This is a genomic window from Micromonospora sp. NPDC053740 (assembly GCF_040677775.1).
GTDB classification, from domain to species: domain Bacteria; phylum Actinomycetota; class Actinomycetes; order Mycobacteriales; family Micromonosporaceae; genus Micromonospora; species Micromonospora alfalfae.
In genome coordinates, this window is sequence record NZ_JBFASO010000005.1 from 254,896 (window position 1) to 272,561 (window position 17,666).

General features: G+C 73.0%; 18 protein-coding genes. 6 read left to right on the forward strand and 12 right to left on the reverse strand.

All coding sequences use genetic code 11. The annotated features are described in order from the left end of the window. Nucleotides 1–26: 26 nt before the first annotated feature. Nucleotides 27–947 carry a DNA-3-methyladenine glycosylase 2 family protein gene (locus AB0K35_RS16325; protein ID WP_363885950.1) on the forward strand — a complete coding sequence of 307 codons (921 nt, stop codon included), beginning with the start codon at nucleotides 27–29 and terminating at the stop codon, nucleotides 945–947. Between the two features lie 21 nt (nucleotides 948–968). Here AB0K35_RS16325 and AB0K35_RS16330 read toward each other — a convergent pair whose 3' ends face one another. Further along, the gene (locus AB0K35_RS16330; RefSeq protein ID WP_363885952.1) at nucleotides 969–1,472 is read right to left on the reverse strand and encodes a DUF1990 domain-containing protein; all 504 of its coding nucleotides are present in this window, start codon (nucleotides 1,470–1,472) and stop codon (nucleotides 969–971) included. A gap of 97 nt (nucleotides 1,473–1,569) precedes the next feature. Between AB0K35_RS16330 and AB0K35_RS16335 the strand changes: the two genes are divergently transcribed. Then, nucleotides 1,570–2,064 carry a GNAT family N-acetyltransferase gene (locus AB0K35_RS16335; RefSeq protein WP_363885954.1) on the forward strand — a complete coding sequence of 165 codons (495 nt, stop codon included), beginning with the start codon at nucleotides 1,570–1,572 and terminating at the stop codon, nucleotides 2,062–2,064. Here the strand turns inward: AB0K35_RS16335 and AB0K35_RS16340 are convergent. After that, a complete protein-coding gene (locus AB0K35_RS16340; RefSeq protein WP_238671895.1) occupies nucleotides 2,039–2,461 on the reverse strand; it encodes an SRPBCC family protein in 423 nt (140 codons plus the stop codon). The genes AB0K35_RS16335 and AB0K35_RS16340 overlap by 26 nt on opposite strands. Before the next feature lie 155 nt (nucleotides 2,462–2,616). Beyond that, the gene (locus tag AB0K35_RS16345; protein ID WP_030488637.1) at nucleotides 2,617–2,829 is read right to left on the reverse strand and encodes a hypothetical protein; all 213 of its coding nucleotides are present in this window, start codon (nucleotides 2,827–2,829) and stop codon (nucleotides 2,617–2,619) included. A 135-nt stretch (nucleotides 2,830–2,964) separates the two neighbouring features. Between AB0K35_RS16345 and AB0K35_RS16350 the strand changes: the two genes are divergently transcribed. The 4 genes from AB0K35_RS16350 (at nucleotide 2,965) to AB0K35_RS16365 (ending at nucleotide 6,639) form a co-directional block, all read left to right on the forward strand. Further along, complete coding sequence (locus AB0K35_RS16350; RefSeq protein WP_357365224.1) at nucleotides 2,965–4,080, forward strand: ATP-dependent DNA ligase; 1,116 nt, start codon at nucleotides 2,965–2,967, stop codon at nucleotides 4,078–4,080. A 58-nt stretch (nucleotides 4,081–4,138) separates the two neighbouring features. Then, nucleotides 4,139–5,710: an alpha/beta hydrolase gene (locus AB0K35_RS16355; protein WP_363886149.1), complete on the forward strand. Its 1,572-nt coding sequence runs from the start codon at nucleotides 4,139–4,141 to the stop codon at nucleotides 5,708–5,710. A gap of 38 nt (nucleotides 5,711–5,748) precedes the next feature. Next, on the forward strand, nucleotides 5,749–6,201 hold the full coding sequence (locus AB0K35_RS16360; RefSeq protein WP_238671893.1) for a GNAT family N-acetyltransferase: 453 nt from the start codon (nucleotides 5,749–5,751) through the stop codon (nucleotides 6,199–6,201). 90 nt (nucleotides 6,202–6,291) lie between these two features. Then, nucleotides 6,292–6,639: a hypothetical protein gene (locus AB0K35_RS16365; protein WP_363885957.1), complete on the forward strand. Its 348-nt coding sequence runs from the start codon at nucleotides 6,292–6,294 to the stop codon at nucleotides 6,637–6,639. 202 nt (nucleotides 6,640–6,841) lie between these two features. Here AB0K35_RS16365 and AB0K35_RS16370 read toward each other — a convergent pair whose 3' ends face one another. The 9 genes from AB0K35_RS16370 to AB0K35_RS16410 form a co-directional block, all read right to left on the reverse strand. Beyond that, entirely contained in the window at nucleotides 6,842–7,567 is a 726-nt protein-coding gene (locus tag AB0K35_RS16370) for an ABC transporter ATP-binding protein (RefSeq protein WP_357365429.1), read from the reverse strand. Between the two features lie 11 nt (nucleotides 7,568–7,578). After that, nucleotides 7,579–8,574: an ABC transporter ATP-binding protein gene (locus AB0K35_RS16375; RefSeq protein ID WP_238671891.1), complete on the reverse strand. Its 996-nt coding sequence runs from the start codon at nucleotides 8,572–8,574 to the stop codon at nucleotides 7,579–7,581. Nucleotide 8,575: 1 nt separating this feature from the next. Continuing rightward, nucleotides 8,576–11,284 (reverse strand): FtsX-like permease family protein, encoded by a 2,709-nt coding sequence (locus AB0K35_RS16380; RefSeq protein WP_363885959.1) that lies wholly within the window; start codon nucleotides 11,282–11,284, stop codon nucleotides 8,576–8,578. Further along, nucleotides 11,281–14,469 (reverse strand): ABC transporter permease, encoded by a 3,189-nt coding sequence (locus AB0K35_RS16385; protein ID WP_363885962.1) that lies wholly within the window; start codon nucleotides 14,467–14,469, stop codon nucleotides 11,281–11,283. Before AB0K35_RS16385 ends, AB0K35_RS16380 begins: the two co-directional genes overlap by 4 nt. Before the next feature lie 130 nt (nucleotides 14,470–14,599). Then, entirely contained in the window at nucleotides 14,600–14,764 is a 165-nt protein-coding gene (locus AB0K35_RS16390) for a hypothetical protein (protein ID WP_238671888.1), read from the reverse strand. Next, entirely contained in the window at nucleotides 14,761–14,976 is a 216-nt protein-coding gene (locus tag AB0K35_RS16395) for a helix-turn-helix transcriptional regulator (RefSeq protein ID WP_238671887.1), read from the reverse strand. The genes AB0K35_RS16390 and AB0K35_RS16395 overlap by 4 nt, the downstream gene beginning before the upstream one ends. Continuing rightward, nucleotides 14,976–15,410, reverse strand: a complete 435-nt coding sequence (locus AB0K35_RS16400; RefSeq protein ID WP_238671886.1) for a DUF2975 domain-containing protein — start codon at nucleotides 15,408–15,410, stop codon at nucleotides 14,976–14,978. Before AB0K35_RS16400 ends, AB0K35_RS16395 begins: the two co-directional genes overlap by 1 nt. Nucleotides 15,411–15,508: 98 nt before the next feature. After that, entirely contained in the window at nucleotides 15,509–16,111 is a 603-nt protein-coding gene (locus AB0K35_RS16405) for a YdeI/OmpD-associated family protein (RefSeq protein ID WP_357365215.1), read from the reverse strand. 208 nt (nucleotides 16,112–16,319) lie between these two features. Further along, a complete protein-coding gene (locus tag AB0K35_RS16410; protein WP_363885965.1) occupies nucleotides 16,320–17,570 on the reverse strand; it encodes a DUF222 domain-containing protein in 1,251 nt (416 codons plus the stop codon). Nucleotides 17,571–17,666: the final 96 nt, after the last annotated feature.

The following is a 17,666-nucleotide window of genomic DNA, read 5'->3' on the forward strand; positions in this document are numbered from 1 at the left end:
CCACCGTGACCTGGCAGAGTAGCGGGGTGACCGAGACCGAACCCGCCGCGACCAGGGTGCTGCGCCCACCGGTCGGCTACCGGCTGACCGCCTCGGTCCGCGCGCTCACCTTCAGCCCGTACGATCCGTGCGCCCGGGTGGCGGCCGGCACCTTCTGGTGGGCCACCCGCACCCCGGACGGTCCGGCCACGCTCGCGCTGCGACCGGCTGGCGGCGAGTTGCTCGCGGAGGGGTACGGGCCGGGCGCCGAGCACGTCCTCGCCCGCGCCGACGCGATCGCGGGGCTGCGCGACGACCTGACCGGCTTCACCGAGCTGGCAGCGGCGCACCCGTTGGTCGCCCGGCTGGCCCGGGAGCACCGGGGCCTGCGGATGCCCGCGACCGGGGAGGTGTTCCCCCGACTGCTACGCGCGGTCTTCGAGCAGAAGGTCACCGGCAAGGAGGCCTACCGGGCGTACGCGGCGATGGTGCGGCACTTCCGGGAGCCGGCTCCCGGCCCGTTGCAGCCGCTGCTCCTGCCGCCCGCGGCAGCCACCGTGGCCGCGGCCCCGTACTGGGTGTTCCACCCGTTCGGGGTGGAGCAGCGGCGCGCCGACACGCTCCGTCGCGCCGCCGCGCTCGCCGACCGTCTGGAGCGCAGCACCGACGCCACCGACGCCACCCGCCGGCTGACCGCGATCCCCGGCATCGGGCCGTGGACGGCCGCCGAGGTGGTCCGGATCGCGTACGGCGACCCGGACGCGGTCAGCGTCGGCGACTACCACATCCCGAACACGGTGGCCTGGGCGCTCGCTGGCGAACCGAGGGGCGACGATGCCCGGATGATGGCCCTGCTGGAGCCGTTCCGAGGTCACCGGGGCCGGGTCTGTCTGCTGCTGGAGGCGGCCGGCATCCGGGCGCCGAAGTACGGCCCGCGCGCCCCGATCCGCTCGTTCGCCAGGTTCTGAGTCGCTCCAGCGCCAGGTGTTTCAGCGACCCGCGCAGAGCCGACGCAGGGTACGGCCGAGCCACCAGGCGTACGCGTGCTGCACGGCCCGTACCGCCGGGCCTCCGGCGCGGGTGAACCAGCGGTCCGGCAGGCTGAACGCACGGACCTCGAACCAGACCGCGCCGGTGTCGTCGCGGACGACCTCGAACGCCTCCTCGCCCCGCTCCGGGTGCCCGGGCAGGGTGCCGTAGCCGAAACCGGCGAGCGTGGGCGAGTCCTCGCTCCAGACCACCTGGCAGGGCCCCCAGAGGCGGGCCGGACCGACGCCGAGGCCGGAGGTCACCAGCACACCGGTGGTGGCTCGCGGCGCGTCGGTGCGAATCCGGACGCCAGCGGCGCGGTGCAGCCGCCAGCTCAGCACCGCGTCGGCGGCGGTCTCGAAGGAGCCGCCGGGCAACGGATACCGGTGGCGCAGGTGGTGGTACCCGCCGGGCAGCGGCCCGTGCCGGGTCGACCCCACCTCCGGGTACGTCAGCTCGGCCACCGTTGCCCCCTCGACCTCGACCGGACACGGGTCAGGGTACGGCCGGCGCGGTCGGGCCGCCCGTCGATGACAACGGCCGCTGTGGTGTGCTGCCCGGATGAACGCCGAGGCGAGCATCGTTCCGGCCGGTGTCGTGGACGCCGGCGAGATCCTCACGGTGCAGCGTGCCGCGTACCTGAGCGAGGCGCAGCACTACAACGATCCGTTCCTGCCTCCGCTGACCGAGACGTTGGACGAGGTCGTGACGGTGCTGACCGGTCCGAGCACCGTGCTCGCCGCCCGGTTGGGTCACCGGCTGGTCGGCTCGGTGCGGGCCCACCTGGACGGGGACACCGCGCACGTCGGCCGTCTGTCGGTCGCTCCGGACCAGCAGGGGCGGGGTGTCGGGGCGCAACTGCTCACCGCCATCGAGCGGGTCTGCGCCGGCCGGGCGGCCCGCTTCACCCTGTTCACCGGGGCGGACAGCGGGCGCAACCTGCGGTTGTACCAGCGGCACGGCTACCGGATCGTGGCGCACCGCCCGGACCCGAACGGCATCTCGTTGGCAGTGCTGGAGAAGCCGGCCGTCAGCTCCGCTCGCAGCGACGCCTGAGCCCGTCGGCCTCCATCCGCACGTAGCGGCGGAACAGCCCGCCGTAGAGCCAGCCGATCAGGCCGGCCAGCGGGCCGGACTGGTCGATGACCAGCTCGACGCGGGTACGACCGTCGGGCAGCGGCAGCAGCCGGTGCTCCCCAGTGGTCCGCACACCCGGCGCGGCGGAGACCCAGACGAACTCCCGCTCCTCGGTCAGCTCGGTGACCTGCCAGAGCGCCGGCCGCAGCTTCGGCTGGGTCAGTCGTGCTGTCGCGCCGACGGTCAGCGGACCCGACTCCCCCCGCTCGGCCCGGGTCACCGAGCCCGTCCATTCGGGCCAGCGGGGCACGTCGACCAGCACCGCCCAGATCTGCTCGGCTTTCGCGGCGACTTCGGTATCGGCCTCGAACCGCATGGCGTCCCCTCCCCGGCGACGCCGCTCGGCACCACCACGGGTGCAGACGAGGCCGCCGGGAGCAGTGTGACACCGACCTTCAAGCGCCGTCCCTCCTCAGTGGAGGCACCTGGGCCCGGCACCCGAAGGTTCCCGGCCACACGCCGCCGCCCGGGTCAGGCGGCCTCGTGCAGGTCGGCCAGTGTGAGCGGGGTACGCCGACGCAACAGCTCCTCCAACTCGGGCACCGAACCGACCTCGCCGAGCACGTTCCGGCCGCCGCCGAACCGTTGCGGGTAGCGGCGGGTCAGCCGGAAGCGGTAGCGGCCCCGGATCAGCTCGACGCTCACCCGCCACCGCCCGCAGCAGTCACAGACCCACTCGGACACCTCGCGAAAGTAGCTCTGAGCTGGGGTTATTCGATTCGCCCGGTGGGGACGAGCGACGCGTAGGCGGACACGCCGCCCCGTCGTCCACGGTGATCTGCCTCACGACTGTCGGCACCGTCTGATTGACTGGTCGGCGTGGACCTGCCGATCAACCCGCCGGTCGAGCCGATGCTGGCCAAGAGCGTTCCCAAGCTGCCCACCACGCCCGGGGTGACCTACGAGCCCAAGTGGGACGGGTTCCGGTGCATCGTGTTCCGCGACGGCGACGAGGTCGAGTTGGCCAGCCGGGGCGGCAAGTCGATGACCCGCTACTTCCCCGAGGTGGTCGAGCAGGCCCGCCGGCAGCTTCCGGAGCGGTGCGCTGTCGACGGGGAGCTGATCGTGATTCGGCGCGACGGGCCGAGCGGCCAGCCCCGGCTCGACTTCGAGCTGCTGGCCCAGCGGGTCCACCCGGCCGCGTCCCGGGTGAAGATGCTGGCCGAGACCACCCCGGCCGACTTTGTCGCGTTCGACCTGCTGGCGATCGGTGACGAGGCACTGCTCGACCAGCCCTACCCGCGCCGCCGGGAGCGGCTGGTCGAAGCGCTGGCCGGGGTACGCCCGCCGGTGCACGTCACCCAGGTCACCACCGACCCGGACACGGCGCGGCGCTGGTTCGACGTCTTCGAGGGCGCCGGGCTGGACGGTCTGATCGTCAAGCCGGCCGATCTGCCGTACGAGCCGGGCAAGCGACTGATGTTCAAGGTCAAGCACGCCCGCACCGCTGACGCTGTGGTGGCCGGCTTCCGCTGGCACAAGTCCGGCCCGGTGGTGGGCTCGCTGCTGCTCGGCCTGTACGACGACGCCGGGGTGCTGCACCACGTGGGCGTGAGCGCGTCGTTCAGCATGGCCCGCCGCGCCGAGTTGCTCGACGAGCTGGCGCCCTATCGGGACACCGGCGGTGTGCACCCCTGGGTGCACGGCGACCACGAGCGTGGCCAACGCATCCCGGGTGGGGTCAGCCGGTGGACCGGCACGAAGAACCTGGAGTGGGAGCCGGTGCGCCCCGAGCTGGTGGTCGAGGTGGGCTACGACGCCATGGAGGGTGAACGGTTCCGGCACACCGCGCAGTTCGTCCGGTGGCGCCCGGACCGCGACCCCCGGTCCTGCCGCTACGACCAACTCGACCGGCCGATCCGCTTCGACGTGGATCAGGTGCTGCGCGGCGACCCGACGGCCACCGTGGACCGAGCCGCCACCGGCTCGGCGTAGCCTGGCCGTCGACCCGATTCCGGAGGACCACGTGACCCGCACCGCCGACCAGCCTCGGATGGCGTCCCGCCGCCGGGCCCGTCGCACTCTGGCCGCCTTCGTCGTCGCCGCGCTGCTCACCGCGGGTTGCACGCTGCCGGCGTTCGCGCCGCGCACCGAGGTGGAGGGCGCGGCCACCCCGACCGGCAGCGCACCGAACTGGCGGCCCTGCCCGGAGGTGCCCGACGAACTGGTCGGGCGGAGCGCACCGAACATGCGCTACGAGTGCACCCGGATCGCGGTGCCCCGTGACTGGGGCACCGGCGGCGGGGCGAGCGCCGGCCCAGGCGCCGGGCAGACCTTCGAGATCGCCCTGCTGCGCGCCCGCTCCACCAAGCAGCGCGACCGGGTGGGCTCGTTGGTGATCAACCCGGGTGGTCCGGGTGGTTCCGGTGTCGACACCGCCGTCTACCTCTCCTTCGGCCCCCAGTTCGGCGGGCTGCCCGCCTCGATCACCGAGCGCTTCGACATCGTCGGCTTCGACCCGCGCGGGGTCGCCCGGTCCAGCCCGGTGAAGTGCATCTCCGACGCCGACCTGGACGCCAGCTTCGGTTTCGATCCGGATCCGGCGAGCCAGTCGGCATTCGACGGCTTCGTCGGCCTGAGCCAGCGGATCGGGCGCGGCTGCGGCGACCGCTACGGCGACCAGTTGCCGCTGTACGGCACCGAGCAGGCCGCCCGCGACATGGACGCGGTACGCGCCGCAGTGGGCGACGACAAGCTCACCTACCTGGGCTACTCGTACGGCACCCTGCTCGGTGCCACGTACGCCCAGCTCTACCCGCAGCGGGTGCGGGCGCTGGTGCTCGACGGCGCTGTCGACCCGCAGCAGCGACTGGTCGAGGGCTCGGAGAGCCAGGCCCGCGGCTTCGAACGGGCCTTCACCAACTTCACCCGCTGGTGCGCGGCGAACGCCGGCCGCTGCCCGATCGCACCGGACGCCCGCGCCGCTGTCACCTCGGCCATCGACAAGGCCAAGGTCTCCCCGGTACGCGGCGCCGACGGGCGGGAGGCCACCAGCGGCTGGGTCTTCTACGCCGTCATCTCCTCGCTCTACACCGAATCCGGCTGGCAGGAGCTGGCCCAGGCGATCGACAAGCTCGCCGAGGGCGACCCGAAGGACGTGTTCCGGCTCGCCGACGCGTACGCCGGCCGGGAGAACGACGGGCACTACTCGAACCTGTTCGACGCCAACCTGGCCATCAACTGCGCCGACGAGACGGAGAAGCCGAGCCGGGAGCAGATCCGCCGGTTGCAGTCCGAGTGGCGCGGGAAATACCCACTGTTCGGGCCGGCGTTGGCGGTCGGCATGCTGAGCTGCGTGGAGTGGCCGGGCGGGCGCGACCCGTACCCGACGGGCAAGGCGAACGGCGCGCCGCCGATCGTGGTGGTCGGCACCACCGGCGACCCGGCGACGCCGTACGAGCAGACCCCACGGCTCGCCTCGATGCTGGGCGTCGGCCGGGTGCTCACCTGGGAGGGCGAGGGCCACACCGCGTATCCGCAGACCTCCTGCATCACCAACGCTGTCGACGCCTACCTGATCGACCTGACGGTGCCACCGGAAGGGCAGCGCTGCCCGGCCCGCTGACTGGTTGGGTTGGGTTTCGCTGTGCCAGGATCACCAGCATGAGCGACGTGACCTACCGGGAGGCGGTCCGGGCCGACCTGCCCGCCGTCATCGCCCTTCTCGCCGACGACGTCCTGGGGAAGGCCCGCGACTTCACCGAGGTCGACGAGGCGTACGAGAAGGCGTTCGCGGACATCAGCGCCGATCCGCGCAACCAGCTCATCGTGGCCGAGCAGAATGGCGAGACGGTCGGCTGCCTGCAGATCACCTACATCCCGGGTCTGGGTCGGCACGGCAGCGAACGGTCCCTGATCGAGTCGGTGCGGGTCCGCTCCGACCGGCGTGGTCAGGGGCTGGGCCGACAGCTGATGACCTGGGCCGTCGACCAGGCCCGTGAGCGTGGCTGCGCACTGGTGCAGCTCACCACCGACAAAACCCGCGCGGACGCGCACCGCTTCTACCTGGGCCTCGGCTTCGTGGCCAGCCACGAGGGCATGAAACTCGCGCTCTGACCCGCCGTCCTCCTGGTCATCGTCGCGTTCTGGCTGCCCGCCTGGCGCGGTGTCTACCTGGACCGGACGGAAACCACTCCGGGTTCGAGAGTGCTCGGCTGGGCGCTGCCGTTCGCGGTGACCGCCGCCGTGTTCGCGGTGCTGTCGCTCGCCAACACCGGCCCGGCCCGCTGGGTCTGGCGGCAGGCCAGCCTGGGAATGCTCATCTCCAACGTGCTCGCCTGCGGCAGCCTCACCGGGGCGTACTGGTATTTCGAGGCCGTGGACCCCTACGTCGAACACGAGTTGATCTCGACGGGGCCGGGTGCCGGTCTTCTCCTCGCCCTGCTGGGCTGCCTGCTGATCCCGCTCGCCGGGTCTCTTCCCGACGGCCAGAAGCGCACCGACCAACCCAGGATCGACCGGCCCACACATGACCGGCCCGATCAGACGCAGTAGGGGAACTCCCTCGCCCTACCGCCATACGTAGGCTGTGGAGCTGATGTCGTAGACGAGTCACCGTCCGGCGATTCGTTGACGACATCAGCTCCACAGCGAGCGCGGACCACCACCCGCCGACCACCATCCGCCGCCCAGCCACCCGCCGCCCAACTGCCGCACGGCGGGCGTGGGACAGCGTCGGGCAGCAGTTCGATGGCGGTCAGCCGTCGACCAGGCGGCCGTCGCGCAGGACGAGCACCCGGTCGGCGAGATCGATGAGGGCCGGGTCGTGGGTGGCCACCAGCGCCGTCATGCCGCGGGCGTGCACCACCGCGCGCAGCAGGTCCATGATGGACCGGCCGGTCTCCGAGTCGAGCTGACCGGTGGGCTCGTCGGCGATGAGCAGGTCCGGCTCGTTGGCCAACGCACGCGCCACCGCGACCCGCTGCTGCTGGCCACCGGAGAGTTCGTACGGGCGCTGCGCGGCGTGCCCGCCCAGGCCGACCAGTTCCAGCAGCACAGCGACGCGCTCCTCCCGCTCCGCGGCCGGCACCTGCGCCAGCCGCAACGGCACGCCCACGTTCTCGGCGGCGGAGAGGATCGGCACCAGCCCGAAGGTCTGGAACACGAACCCGACGGTGCCCCGGCGCAGCCGCAGCAACTCCGCCTCCCCGGCCGAGGTGACCTCGTGCCCGGCCACCACCACCTGGCCGCTGTCCGGCCGGTCCAGCCCGCCGATCAGGTTCAGCAGCGTGGTCTTGCCGGCCCCGGACCGACCTCGGATGGCGACCAACTCGCCCCGGTTGGCGGTGAACGACACGTCCCGCACCGCGTGCACGGCGTGCTCACCACGACCGAAGGTCCGGCTGACCCCACTGACCCGGACCACCTCGTCGGGGTGCGCCGCTGGCGCACCGCCGAAACCTGCCGCTCCGGTCACCACCATGTCCTGCCGGCTCATGCCCGCGCCCCCCGATCGTCCGAGGCCCGGTTGCCGGGCCGTACCTGCACGTGGTCCGGCTCCAGGTCGAGTCGGACCCGCTCCTTCAGCGAGAGCGCGTCGACGAACGCGGCGGGTAGCTGCATCCGACCGTTGCGGTCCAGCACCGCGTACTCCTCGCTGACCAGCTCGGTGTTGCCGTCCGCGTCGATCCGCGCGGTCCGGCGTACCTCGGAGGCGGTCCGGCCGTCGCGGATCGCGACGGTCCGGCGGACCTGCGTGGCCACGGCGTGGTCGTGGGTGACGACCACGATGGTGACGCCCAGTTCCGCGTTGATGGTGCGCAGCGCCGCGAAGACGTCCGCGCCGGTCGCCTCGTCCAGCTCACCGGTCGGCTCGTCGGCGAAGAGGACCTCCGGGTCGTTGGCCACCGCCACCGCCACCGCGACCCGCTGCTGCTCGCCGCCGCTGAGCTGGCCCGGCCGCCGGTCGGCGCAGTAGCCCACGCCGACCAGGTCGAGCAGTTCCCGGGCCCGCGCCCGGCGGGCCTTGGCGCTGCGCTTGCCCGCCAACTGCATCGGCAGCTCGACGTTCTCCAGCGCGTTGAGGTACGGCAGCAGGTTGCGGCCGGTCTGCTGCCAGACGAACCCGACCAACTGCCGGCGGTAGCTCAGCCGCCGCTTCGCGGAGAGCGAGAGCAGGTCGTAGTCGGCCACCCGGGCGATACCGGCGGTCGGGGTGTCCAGGCCGGAGAGGATGTTGAGCAGTGTCGACTTGCCCGAACCGGAGGCACCGACGATCGCCACCAGCTCACCCCGGTCGATGACCAGGTCGAGCCCCTGCAGGGCGACCACCTCCACCCCCTCGGTCTTGAAGATGCGCACCAGGCCGTCGCAGACGATGTGCCCGCGTAGGCGGTCCTGCCCGCCGGCCCGCTCGGCGGCGCGTTGTGCGGCCCGCTGTTGCAGGGCGGCCAGGTCAGGCACCAGTGGAGTCTGGGCGGTAGCGGTCATCTCAGCTCTCCTCTCCGAGCCGAAGCACCTCTCCGAGGCGCAACCGGCGGTTGTTCAGGGCCTCGACGGCGACCGCGAAGCCGAGGGCGACGGCCCCGAGCGCGAGCACCGCGGCGACCAGGCTGGGCTCGAAGGCCACCCGAACCGGCACACCACTGGTGAACGCGGACAGGCCGAGCACCGGGTTGAGTAGCAGGGGCAGCACCGCGCCGACGAGCGCGCCGGTCAGCACCGACACCGCTACCAGCGGGGTCAACTCGACCAGCAGCAGCCCGCGCCACTGCCGGCGGGACAGGCCGAGGGTACGCAGCCGGGACAGCACCTGGCCCCGGGCACGCGCGCCGGCCAACACCGTGAACGCGATGGCCAACAGCCCGAGCACCGTGCCGCCAGCGGCGCCGGCCACGAACCCTAAGGCCAGCACTCCGTTCGCCCCGCCCTGGCCAAGGTCCCGGCGGACGTCCGCCCTGGTGTCGACGGTGACGCCGATCAGCCGTTCCCGACCGGTGACCGTGCCGCCCCGCTGGTAGCGCTCCTGCCCCTGGTCGCCGGCGACGCGCAGCGCCTCGGCGTCCAGCGAGTCCCCGGCGATCAGCAGGCTGGTCGGCACGGGTGTGGTGGTACGCGTCGGCAGGGCCTGCCAGGGCAGGATCACGAACCGGCTGGTGTTCGCCGCCAACATCGGGAACCCGTCAGCGGTGCCGGCCACCCGGAACTCGTACCGCTGGCCCTGCACCACGATGAAGGCGGAGTCGTCCAGACCGGCCTTCGCCAGGTCGGCGGCGACCGCCGGTGAGACGATCGCCGGCAGCGGACCCGGGCCGGGTCCGGCGGTGCGCAGCGCGGCCGGAACCGACACGTCCACCTGGGACTGGCGGGCGACGGTGTCCAACCCCGAGCCGTCGACAAGCAGCACGTCCGTCTGCTCGATGAAGGCGTCGGTGCCGGCCTCGTCGGAGGCGAACCGCTCGTCGTCCTCGAACAGCACCCGGGTGACGGCCCGGACCCCGGGCAGGCGGCCCAGTTCGTCGATGGTGTCGGGTGCGAAGCGTTCGCCACGGATCACCGCGTCGGCGGGCACGATCTGCGCGGCGGCCCGTTCCCTGCTCGCGTCGACGCCGGCGGCCACTACCGCGCAGAACGCCGCGGTGCCGATCGCCAGCACCACCACCACCAGCGGGGCGGCGACCGCCGCGCGGCCGGCGCGGGCCGTGCCGAGGAACGCCACGCTGCCCCGGGTACGCGCGGCCAGCCGGCTGACCAGCAACAACGGCCACGGGTACGCGCGCAGCGCCAGCACCGCCGCCGCGACCGCGAGGAGCACCGGCACCGACACGAGTAGCGGGTCCACCTCGCCGAGGGTCAGGCCCCGCCGACGCAGCAGCACCGCCGCGAGCCCGGCCAGGAGCAACAGGGAGACCTCGACGGTGAGCCGACGGGCCGACGGGCGCACCCGGATCAGGTCCCGGCGCCCCGCTCCCCCGGCCGGTACGGCCAGCGTCGCCAACGGCAGTGCCAGCGTGACGAGAACTGCCACGCCGATGACGTACGGCGTGGTGGGATCCGGGGCACCGGGGAACAGCGTGCCCAGCCACCAGCCCAGCACGGCGGCGATCGGCACCACCAGCACCGACTCGGCGAGGCTGCGCCGGGCGCCGGCGGTGGCCCCGCCCCCACGGGCACGCAGCAGCGCGAACTCCGAGCGACGCCGCCTGGTGGCGAGACTGGCCGCGAGCACTATGAGCCCCGCCAGGGTGGCCAGGACGCCGGCCGCGATCACCGCGAGCAGGGTCCGGACGGCGTCGATCTGGGCGGCGAACGCGCGCAACGGAACGTCGGCGCCCTGGGTCAGGGTGATCCCCGCCGGCCGGTTGCGCTGCATCACCTGAAGGCCGTCGATTATCTGGTCCAGCTCGCGGGCGTCGATCCGGTCGACGCCCAGTCGGTACCGCCAGTTGGACTGGATCGGCCAGCCCTCGGCGGCACGCTTGTTGAGGGGCGACTGCGCGACGACGCCGACGATGACGAACGGCTGGCCATCACCCTGCGGTTCGATGATCCGCAGCAGCTGCGGGAGCCCGTCCCAGATGCCGTTGGCGCGATCGACCGGGCGGAACAGCCCGGTCACCGCCAGCGGGGCACCGCTGATGAGTCTGCCCTTGTCGTCGGTGTTGCCGATGCGCAGTTGGCTGCCGGCGCGCAGGTTGAGCTTGCGGGCCACGTCGACGTCGAGCGCCACCTCGATCGGCCGGTCGGGAACGTACGTCTCGCTCGGCCACGCCCCCTCGACCAGGGTGCTCGCGCCCTGAATGTCGGGCATGGCCCGCAGGCTCATGTCGACCAGCAGGTTGCGGGCCGCCAGGTCCGGTCCGACCACGCGGGCCGCGGCGGTCTCGACGCTGTACCACCGCTCGGTCACTGCCGAACGCACCGGCGGCGGCATCTCGGCGGCCAGGGCGTCGAACCGTTCGGCGGCGTCGCCCATCGCCGTCCGCCGCGAGGTCGCGGGCTCAATGCTGGTGGTGTACGAGAGGTCCCGGCGTGCGGCCGGCTCGCTGTTGAGCTGCGCTCGCAGCCCCTGTTCGGCGAGCCGGTTGACCAGCCGGGGCACTCCACTGATCAGCAGCGTGACCACCAGTGTCAGCACCGCCAGCAGCAGGAACTGACCCCCGTACGCCCGGACCCGCCGGACGGCCGCCCCGACGCTCATCGTTCTCCCCCGATTCGCAGCTGCACCGCCGCCACCCGCTGACGGATGCCGGTGGCGATGAACGCGCTGAAGGCGAGGGCCGCCAGCAGCAGACCGGCAGCGGTCAGGCCGATCGGCACCCAGGGCAGCACGAACGCCGCCGGGGGGATCGGCCGGCCGGCGGCCGGGGTGAGGATGACCAGTGGGGCCATCGTCGCGCCGACCGCGGTGCCGAGTAACAGCCCGACGCCGACGCCGATGCCGGCGAGGAACGTCTGTTCGGCGAGCAGCGCCCGGGCCATCAGCCGGGGCGTGGCGCCGAGGGTGTGCAGGACCGCGAACTCGCCGAGCCGACGCCGGGCGGTGGCCCACACGTCCACCATCAGGCCGACGAGGGCGAGCAGCACCGCGCCGAGCGCGGCGGCGAGCATCCCGGTACGCGAGCCGCGCCAGTACGGGTCGTCGGCGGCCGCCTCGATGGCCGCCTCCCGGTTGAGCACCGTGACGCCCGGGAGTGCGCTGACCGCTTGGGCGGCGGCGTTCGCGTCGGCGGCGCCGACCCACCATTCGGGTACCTGTCGCACCGCGCCGCTGCTCCGGATCATCGCGTCGACAGCGGCCGGCAGGTCCAGCAGCACACCGGCCGCGGTGGTGGTCGTCGGCACGGCGCTCAACTCGCCGACCAGGTGCACCGGCACCGTCACCCCGGAGAGCGTGAGGTCGACGGTGTCGCCGACGTTCAGGCTCAGTGCCTCGCGTACCTGGGGGGTCATCAGCACCGGCGCGGGCTTGCTCACCCCGCCCGCCACGACGGAGAACCGGGTGGGCGGTTGGTACGCGAACTGCCCGCCGGGAATCACCTCAACGGCGTGGACCGCTGCGAAACCGGCCCCGGCGGTCTGCACCGGCGTGGACGCCACGCCGGGGGCCGCCAGCACCCAGTCGCCGCTCAGCTCGGCGGGTCGGGTGGTGCCGTCGGCGTTGACCACCGCCAACCCGTCCACCTGGAGTCGGTAGGCGTTGCCGGCCGCCAGCCCGCCGTCGGCTTCGAACCCGGCCAGCCGCAGCCGCGCCCCGTCCACGTCGGGCAGTTGTACGGAGAACCGGGTGGCCCGGCCGTCACCGTCGGCGTTCGCCGCCGGCAGCCGCAGGGCGAGCCCGTCGGAGCTGGTGACCAGCAGCGTCACCGCGACCTTCAGCGACCGCGCGGCGCTGCTCACCGGGGTACGGACCGTGCCGGTGATCGCCCGCGCCCCGGCTGGCAGTTCGACACCGGCGGGGGCCCCGCGCTCATCGATCATGCGCTGGTACTGCTCCGACGCCGACCCGTCCCCGAGCCGGTCGGCGAGCCGGACGACGCCCGGGGCGCTGGCCGGGTCGACACCGATCACCGTCGCCGGCAGGTTCTCCCGCCCGACCCGGATCTCGTCGCGCCACGCCGGCAGCACCCGGTCCACGCCTGGTAGCGCGGCGAGTTCAGCGGCCCGGGTCGGTGGGGCGCCCCCGGTCCGTTCGGTCACCCGCAGGTCCGCGCCGACCGTGTGGCCGGCCTGCTCGACCTGGGACCGCTCGCCGGTGCTGATCAGCGACCAGGCCAGTGTGCTGCCGCCGACGGCGAGGGCGAGCAGCAGCACCGGGCCGGCGTGGGGACGCCGGCCGGCCTGCCACATGCCGAACATGGTGGCGGTCCAGGGACGTCGGTCGACGAACCGCTCCGCGAACCGGGTGAGCGGCGGGAGCACCCGCAACGCCAGTACGGCACCGGCCAGCACGCCGAGCGTCGGGGCTGCGACCAGCAGCGGGTCGAGCCCGAGCTGTCCACCCGAGCCGGCCAGCGGGGAGGCGTACCGGCGCAGCTGCACCCAGGCGAGCACGGCGAGCGCCACGAGCACCAGGTCGACGCTGGCGCGTTGGACGCTCGCGGACCGGTTCGGCCGGGATCGGGCCGCCATGTCGGCGACGTAGGTACCGGCGCCACGCAGCGTCGGAAGGACCATGGCGACGAGGCAGCCGGCCGCGGTGGCCGCTGCCGCCGCCCAGACCAGTGTGGTGTTGCCGCCGGCGGTGTAGACGTCACCCGACCCGCCGGGTCGGATGTACCGCAACGCCTCACCGGCGATCAGCGGACCGAGCACGGCGGCGGGGGCGACCACCAGGGTCGCCTCACGGGCGGCCAGGCCGGCCAACTGCCGACGGGCGGCCCCGCGGGCGCGCAGCAGCGCGGTCTGTGGGCGGCGGTCCTCGTGCAGCAGCGCGGCGACCAGCACCAGCGCGTAACCAGCGAGCACCAGGATGAGCAGCAGCGGGGTGGCCAGCGACGAGCGACCCACCAGGTCGGCGCGGCCGATCCGGTCCAGCAACTGCGGCATCTTGGTCACCGTCTGCCCGGAGCTGCCCAGTTGGGCGGCCTCGGGCACGGCCGAGACCGCCTCGGTGAGGGCCTTCCGAACGGCGGGCAGGTCGGCGGTGTCGACGCCACCGAGGTCCGGTTGCGCCAGCCAGGACGCCGACACTGAGCCCGGGAAGGTGGCCGCGAAGTCGGCCGGGTCGAGCGTGAACGGCCCGTACGAGGTGCCGGAACCGACGCTGCCCGCCCCCACGCCGGGGGCCAGCAGCCAGTACGCGTCCGCCGGGTCGCGGGGCCGCCAGGTGCCGGCGAGCACCAGTTCCCCGCGTCGTTCGGTGGCCCGGTCACGCACCGGGACGCGTTCGCCGACGGTCAGGCCGAGGGCGCCGGCGACCCGCTCGGGCAGGCTCACCTCGACGGGGTTCGCTCCGGGGCTGGGCCAGGCTCCGCTGGTCAGCTCCGCGTGGCTGGCGAGGTCGGCGAGGGTGGCCAGGTTCGCGAAGACCGGTTCGTCGGCCGTACGCGGGATCTGCCCGAGGTCGCCGGTCAGTTCCCGGCCGGTGCCGTAACGGGCGGCGGTGACACTGACCGGGACGCCGCCGAGCCCGGTGGCGAACTCGGCCCGGACCGCCTTGTCCCGGGCGGCGAACTCGGCCGCGTCCCGCCCGCCCGAGCCGGTGACCAGAAGGCCGCGCTCCTCGGCGGGCGAGGCTCCGACCAGTGCCCGCTGCCCGGCGTCCACCGCCCGACGGTTGTAGTCGGACAGCCCAGTGACCAACGCGACGGCGACGAGGGCAGCGATCACCGCTGCGACCAGCAACCCTCGCGCCTCGCGGGCCCGCCTCCACACCAGCTTCATCCGACGCCTCCCCTGGCCCTGGCGGGCCGACGACCATCAAGACAGGCCACCTACCGGGAAAGGTTCGCGCCCGTTACATGATCGTTATTGCGGGAGGGGTCAGCTCAGGCCGGCCAGCGCGCCTGAGCGGCTAACTGCCGCCTCGGATGTTGCGGATGCCGAACACCACCGCGCCGAGTACGAGCACGACGCCGAGGAGTTGGAGACCCGGCGAGTCGTCGGCCTCGCCGTGCACGATTCCGGCGACGCCGAGGGCGACCACGAGAACGGCGGCGACGGTCAGGACGTACTTCATCCGGTTTCCTCCTCGACCCACTCCAGCAGGTCTCCGGGTTGGCAGTCGAGCACTCGGCACATCGCTTCGAGGGTGCTGAAGCGGACCGCCTTGGCGCGGCCGTTCTTCAGCACCGCCACGTTGGCGGGGGTGAGCCCGACGCGCTCGGCGAACTCGCCGACGCTCATCTTGCGCTTGGCCAACTCCACGTCGATGCGGACGACGATGGGCATCAGATCACCGCTTCCATGTCGGTCCGCAGGGTGGTGGCCTGCCGCAACAGCGCCCGCATCACCACCATGAGAAGCCCCAGCACGCTGACACCCACGGTGAGCAGGAACAGCAGCAGCGGCAGCCCCGGGTCGTCGGCGTTGAACCCCACGTAGAGGAAGACACCCACGAGCACCAACCACGCGGCGGCGATGGCCCAGACGATCGCGTCCACCCACTTCAGGGACGCTTCGGTGAAGATGCGGTCGCTCTTGACCAGGCTGAGCAACTTCCAGGTCGCGACGATGACGATCTGGACGCACAGCACCCAGAACACCGCCACGACCGTTGCCGGCCACCTGAGGTAGGCGTCCTGCGGCGATTCCTGGGCCATGTGGGCGAACTGCCCGGGCAGGGAGAAGGTCTGAAACAGGACCAGGACCCCGAACAGCACCACGAGGAAAACTCTGAGAGCGGCAACCGCTCGATGCTCTGTAACCATGCATCGAGTTTCGCTCGTTACCTATCGAAAGTCAATCGACTGCTTCAGGCCTCTCACGACGACGTCGGCTTCGCCTTCTGGGGATAGAACGTCTCGTGCCGGGCCAGCATGGCGACGAATTCGCCGATCTTGCGCTCGCGGGTCTCCGCCCGCTTGACGGCGTTGAGGCGATGGATGAGAGCGAACCGGTTGGCCTTGGTGAGCACGTCGAGCATGGCCTGGGCGGCGGGCTCGGCGGCGATGGCGGCGAGCAGATCGGCCGGCACCTCCGCCTCCGACGGCGGGGCGTAGGCGGCCGCCCACCGCCCGTCCGCCTTCGCGGCATCCACAGCGGCGCGGCCCGCCGGGAGCATGCGCCCCTGCTCCTCCAGCCGAGCCACGTTGGCGACGTTGCGTTGGGACCACGAACTGCGGGACCGGCGTGGGGTGAACCGGATCCAGGAGGACTCCTCATCCCGCTTCCGGGCCTGCCCGTCGATCCAGCCGACGCACAGGGCCTCGTCGACCGCCTGTTGCCAGGTCACCGTGGTGACGGTGCCGCCCTTCCTGGTCAGGGCGAGCCACACGCCGGGCGACGTGGCGTGGTTTGCCGACAACCACGCGCGTAGGGCGTCGGCGTCCGCGACGACCAACTCATCCAGCTCGGCGCTCGTCATGCACGCAAGCTATCCGCCGGGTCCGACAGCCGGTGACCGCCGTGGGACTCGATCAACGCCGTCGGCGGCAGCGACCGCGCGGTCGTAGAACTCGTCTGGTCGCACCGCCATGCGGCAGAGACTGGCACGACAAGATCCACCTGATCGACTGATCGACTGACTGACGGCTGCGGCTGCGGCGGCTGCGGCGGCGGCGGCGAAACGCGCCCTACGCTCGTCGGTGGTAGTGGTTGCGGCGCGGAACCTGCTCGGGGTCGAGCCAGGCCGGCGGCACGAACTCCGGATGGTCGTCGTCGCCGAGCCGGACCACCCAGTCGGCCTGGTGGACGTGCCGGTGGTGGTGGCCGCAGAGCAGCACCGCGTTGTCGAGGCTGGTCGGGCCGCCGTCGGCCCAGTGCCGGATGTGGTGGGCGGCGCACCATCGCGGCGGCCGGTCGCAGCCGGGGAAGGCGCAGCCGCCGTCGCGCAACACCAGCGCCCGCCGCAACGGCCCGGTGATCAGGCGGCGTTGCCGGCCCACGTCGAGCACCTGGCCGGCGCCGCCGAGCACTGCGGGCAGGATGGCGGCGTCGCAGGCAAGCCGGCGAACCGCGTCCGGGGTGAGCCGCAGGCCGATGTCGAGGGCACCGGCACCCAACTGCCGCGCCAGCCCGTCGTGGTCGGTGGTGACGACGATCTGGGCCGGGTCGCCACCGTTCTCGGGCAGTTCACCGGTACGCAGCGCCAGCCGGCACACGTCGGCGAGAGCGTCGTGGCGGCGCTGGCCGGCACAACGGGTGTCGTCCGGCCCGGCGGGTGCGCTCAGCGGGTCGATGACGGCACGCAAGAGTGCCGCGGCCTCCGCGTCGAGGGTGCCGCTGAGCCGTAACCGCCCGCCGGTCTGCTCGGAGATGGTGACGTGCCGATCGCGGGAGGCCCGGGCGGCCTCGGCGGCCAGGGCCGCCGCAGCGGCGGCGTCGGCGAGGTCGGGAGCGACGTGATCGAGGATCCGGGTGCCCATCCGGCGCAGCAGGGTGGGGTCGAATTGCGCCGCCCACCCGACCAGCACACCGACTGCCTTGTCGGCCACCTCGACGCCCGCCGACGCCGTCACAGTGGCGGCCGTGTCGGCGACGACCCGGGCCTGCTCCACGCTGACCGCCCCGCTCGCCAGGGCGTCGCGTACGCCGGGCGGGGCCACGTCGAGCGAGGCGGCGAGACCGACCAGCCGACGGGCGGCGGAGACGTCGAGTCGCAGGCGGTGACGCAACCACACCGTCGTCGAGGAGGCGCCCTGCGCGAACGCGGTGCCTCGACCGTCCAGTTCACGGACCACCGCCAACTGCGCTGCCGCCAGCCGTTGCTGTAGCCGGTGGGTGGTGTCGAGCGCCGCGATCAGATCGCGCTCGGAGAGGGCCCAGGCCGGGGCGTCGACGCAGGCCGCCACCGCACTCTCCGCCCGCACCAACTCATCGATCACGAGCAAAGCCTAGAACAGGTGTACGACAATTCCGGTCGCGCCGGACCACCCGTTAAAGGGCTTCGTCAACCCTCAGCCAGCCCCGGCCGGCGCTCC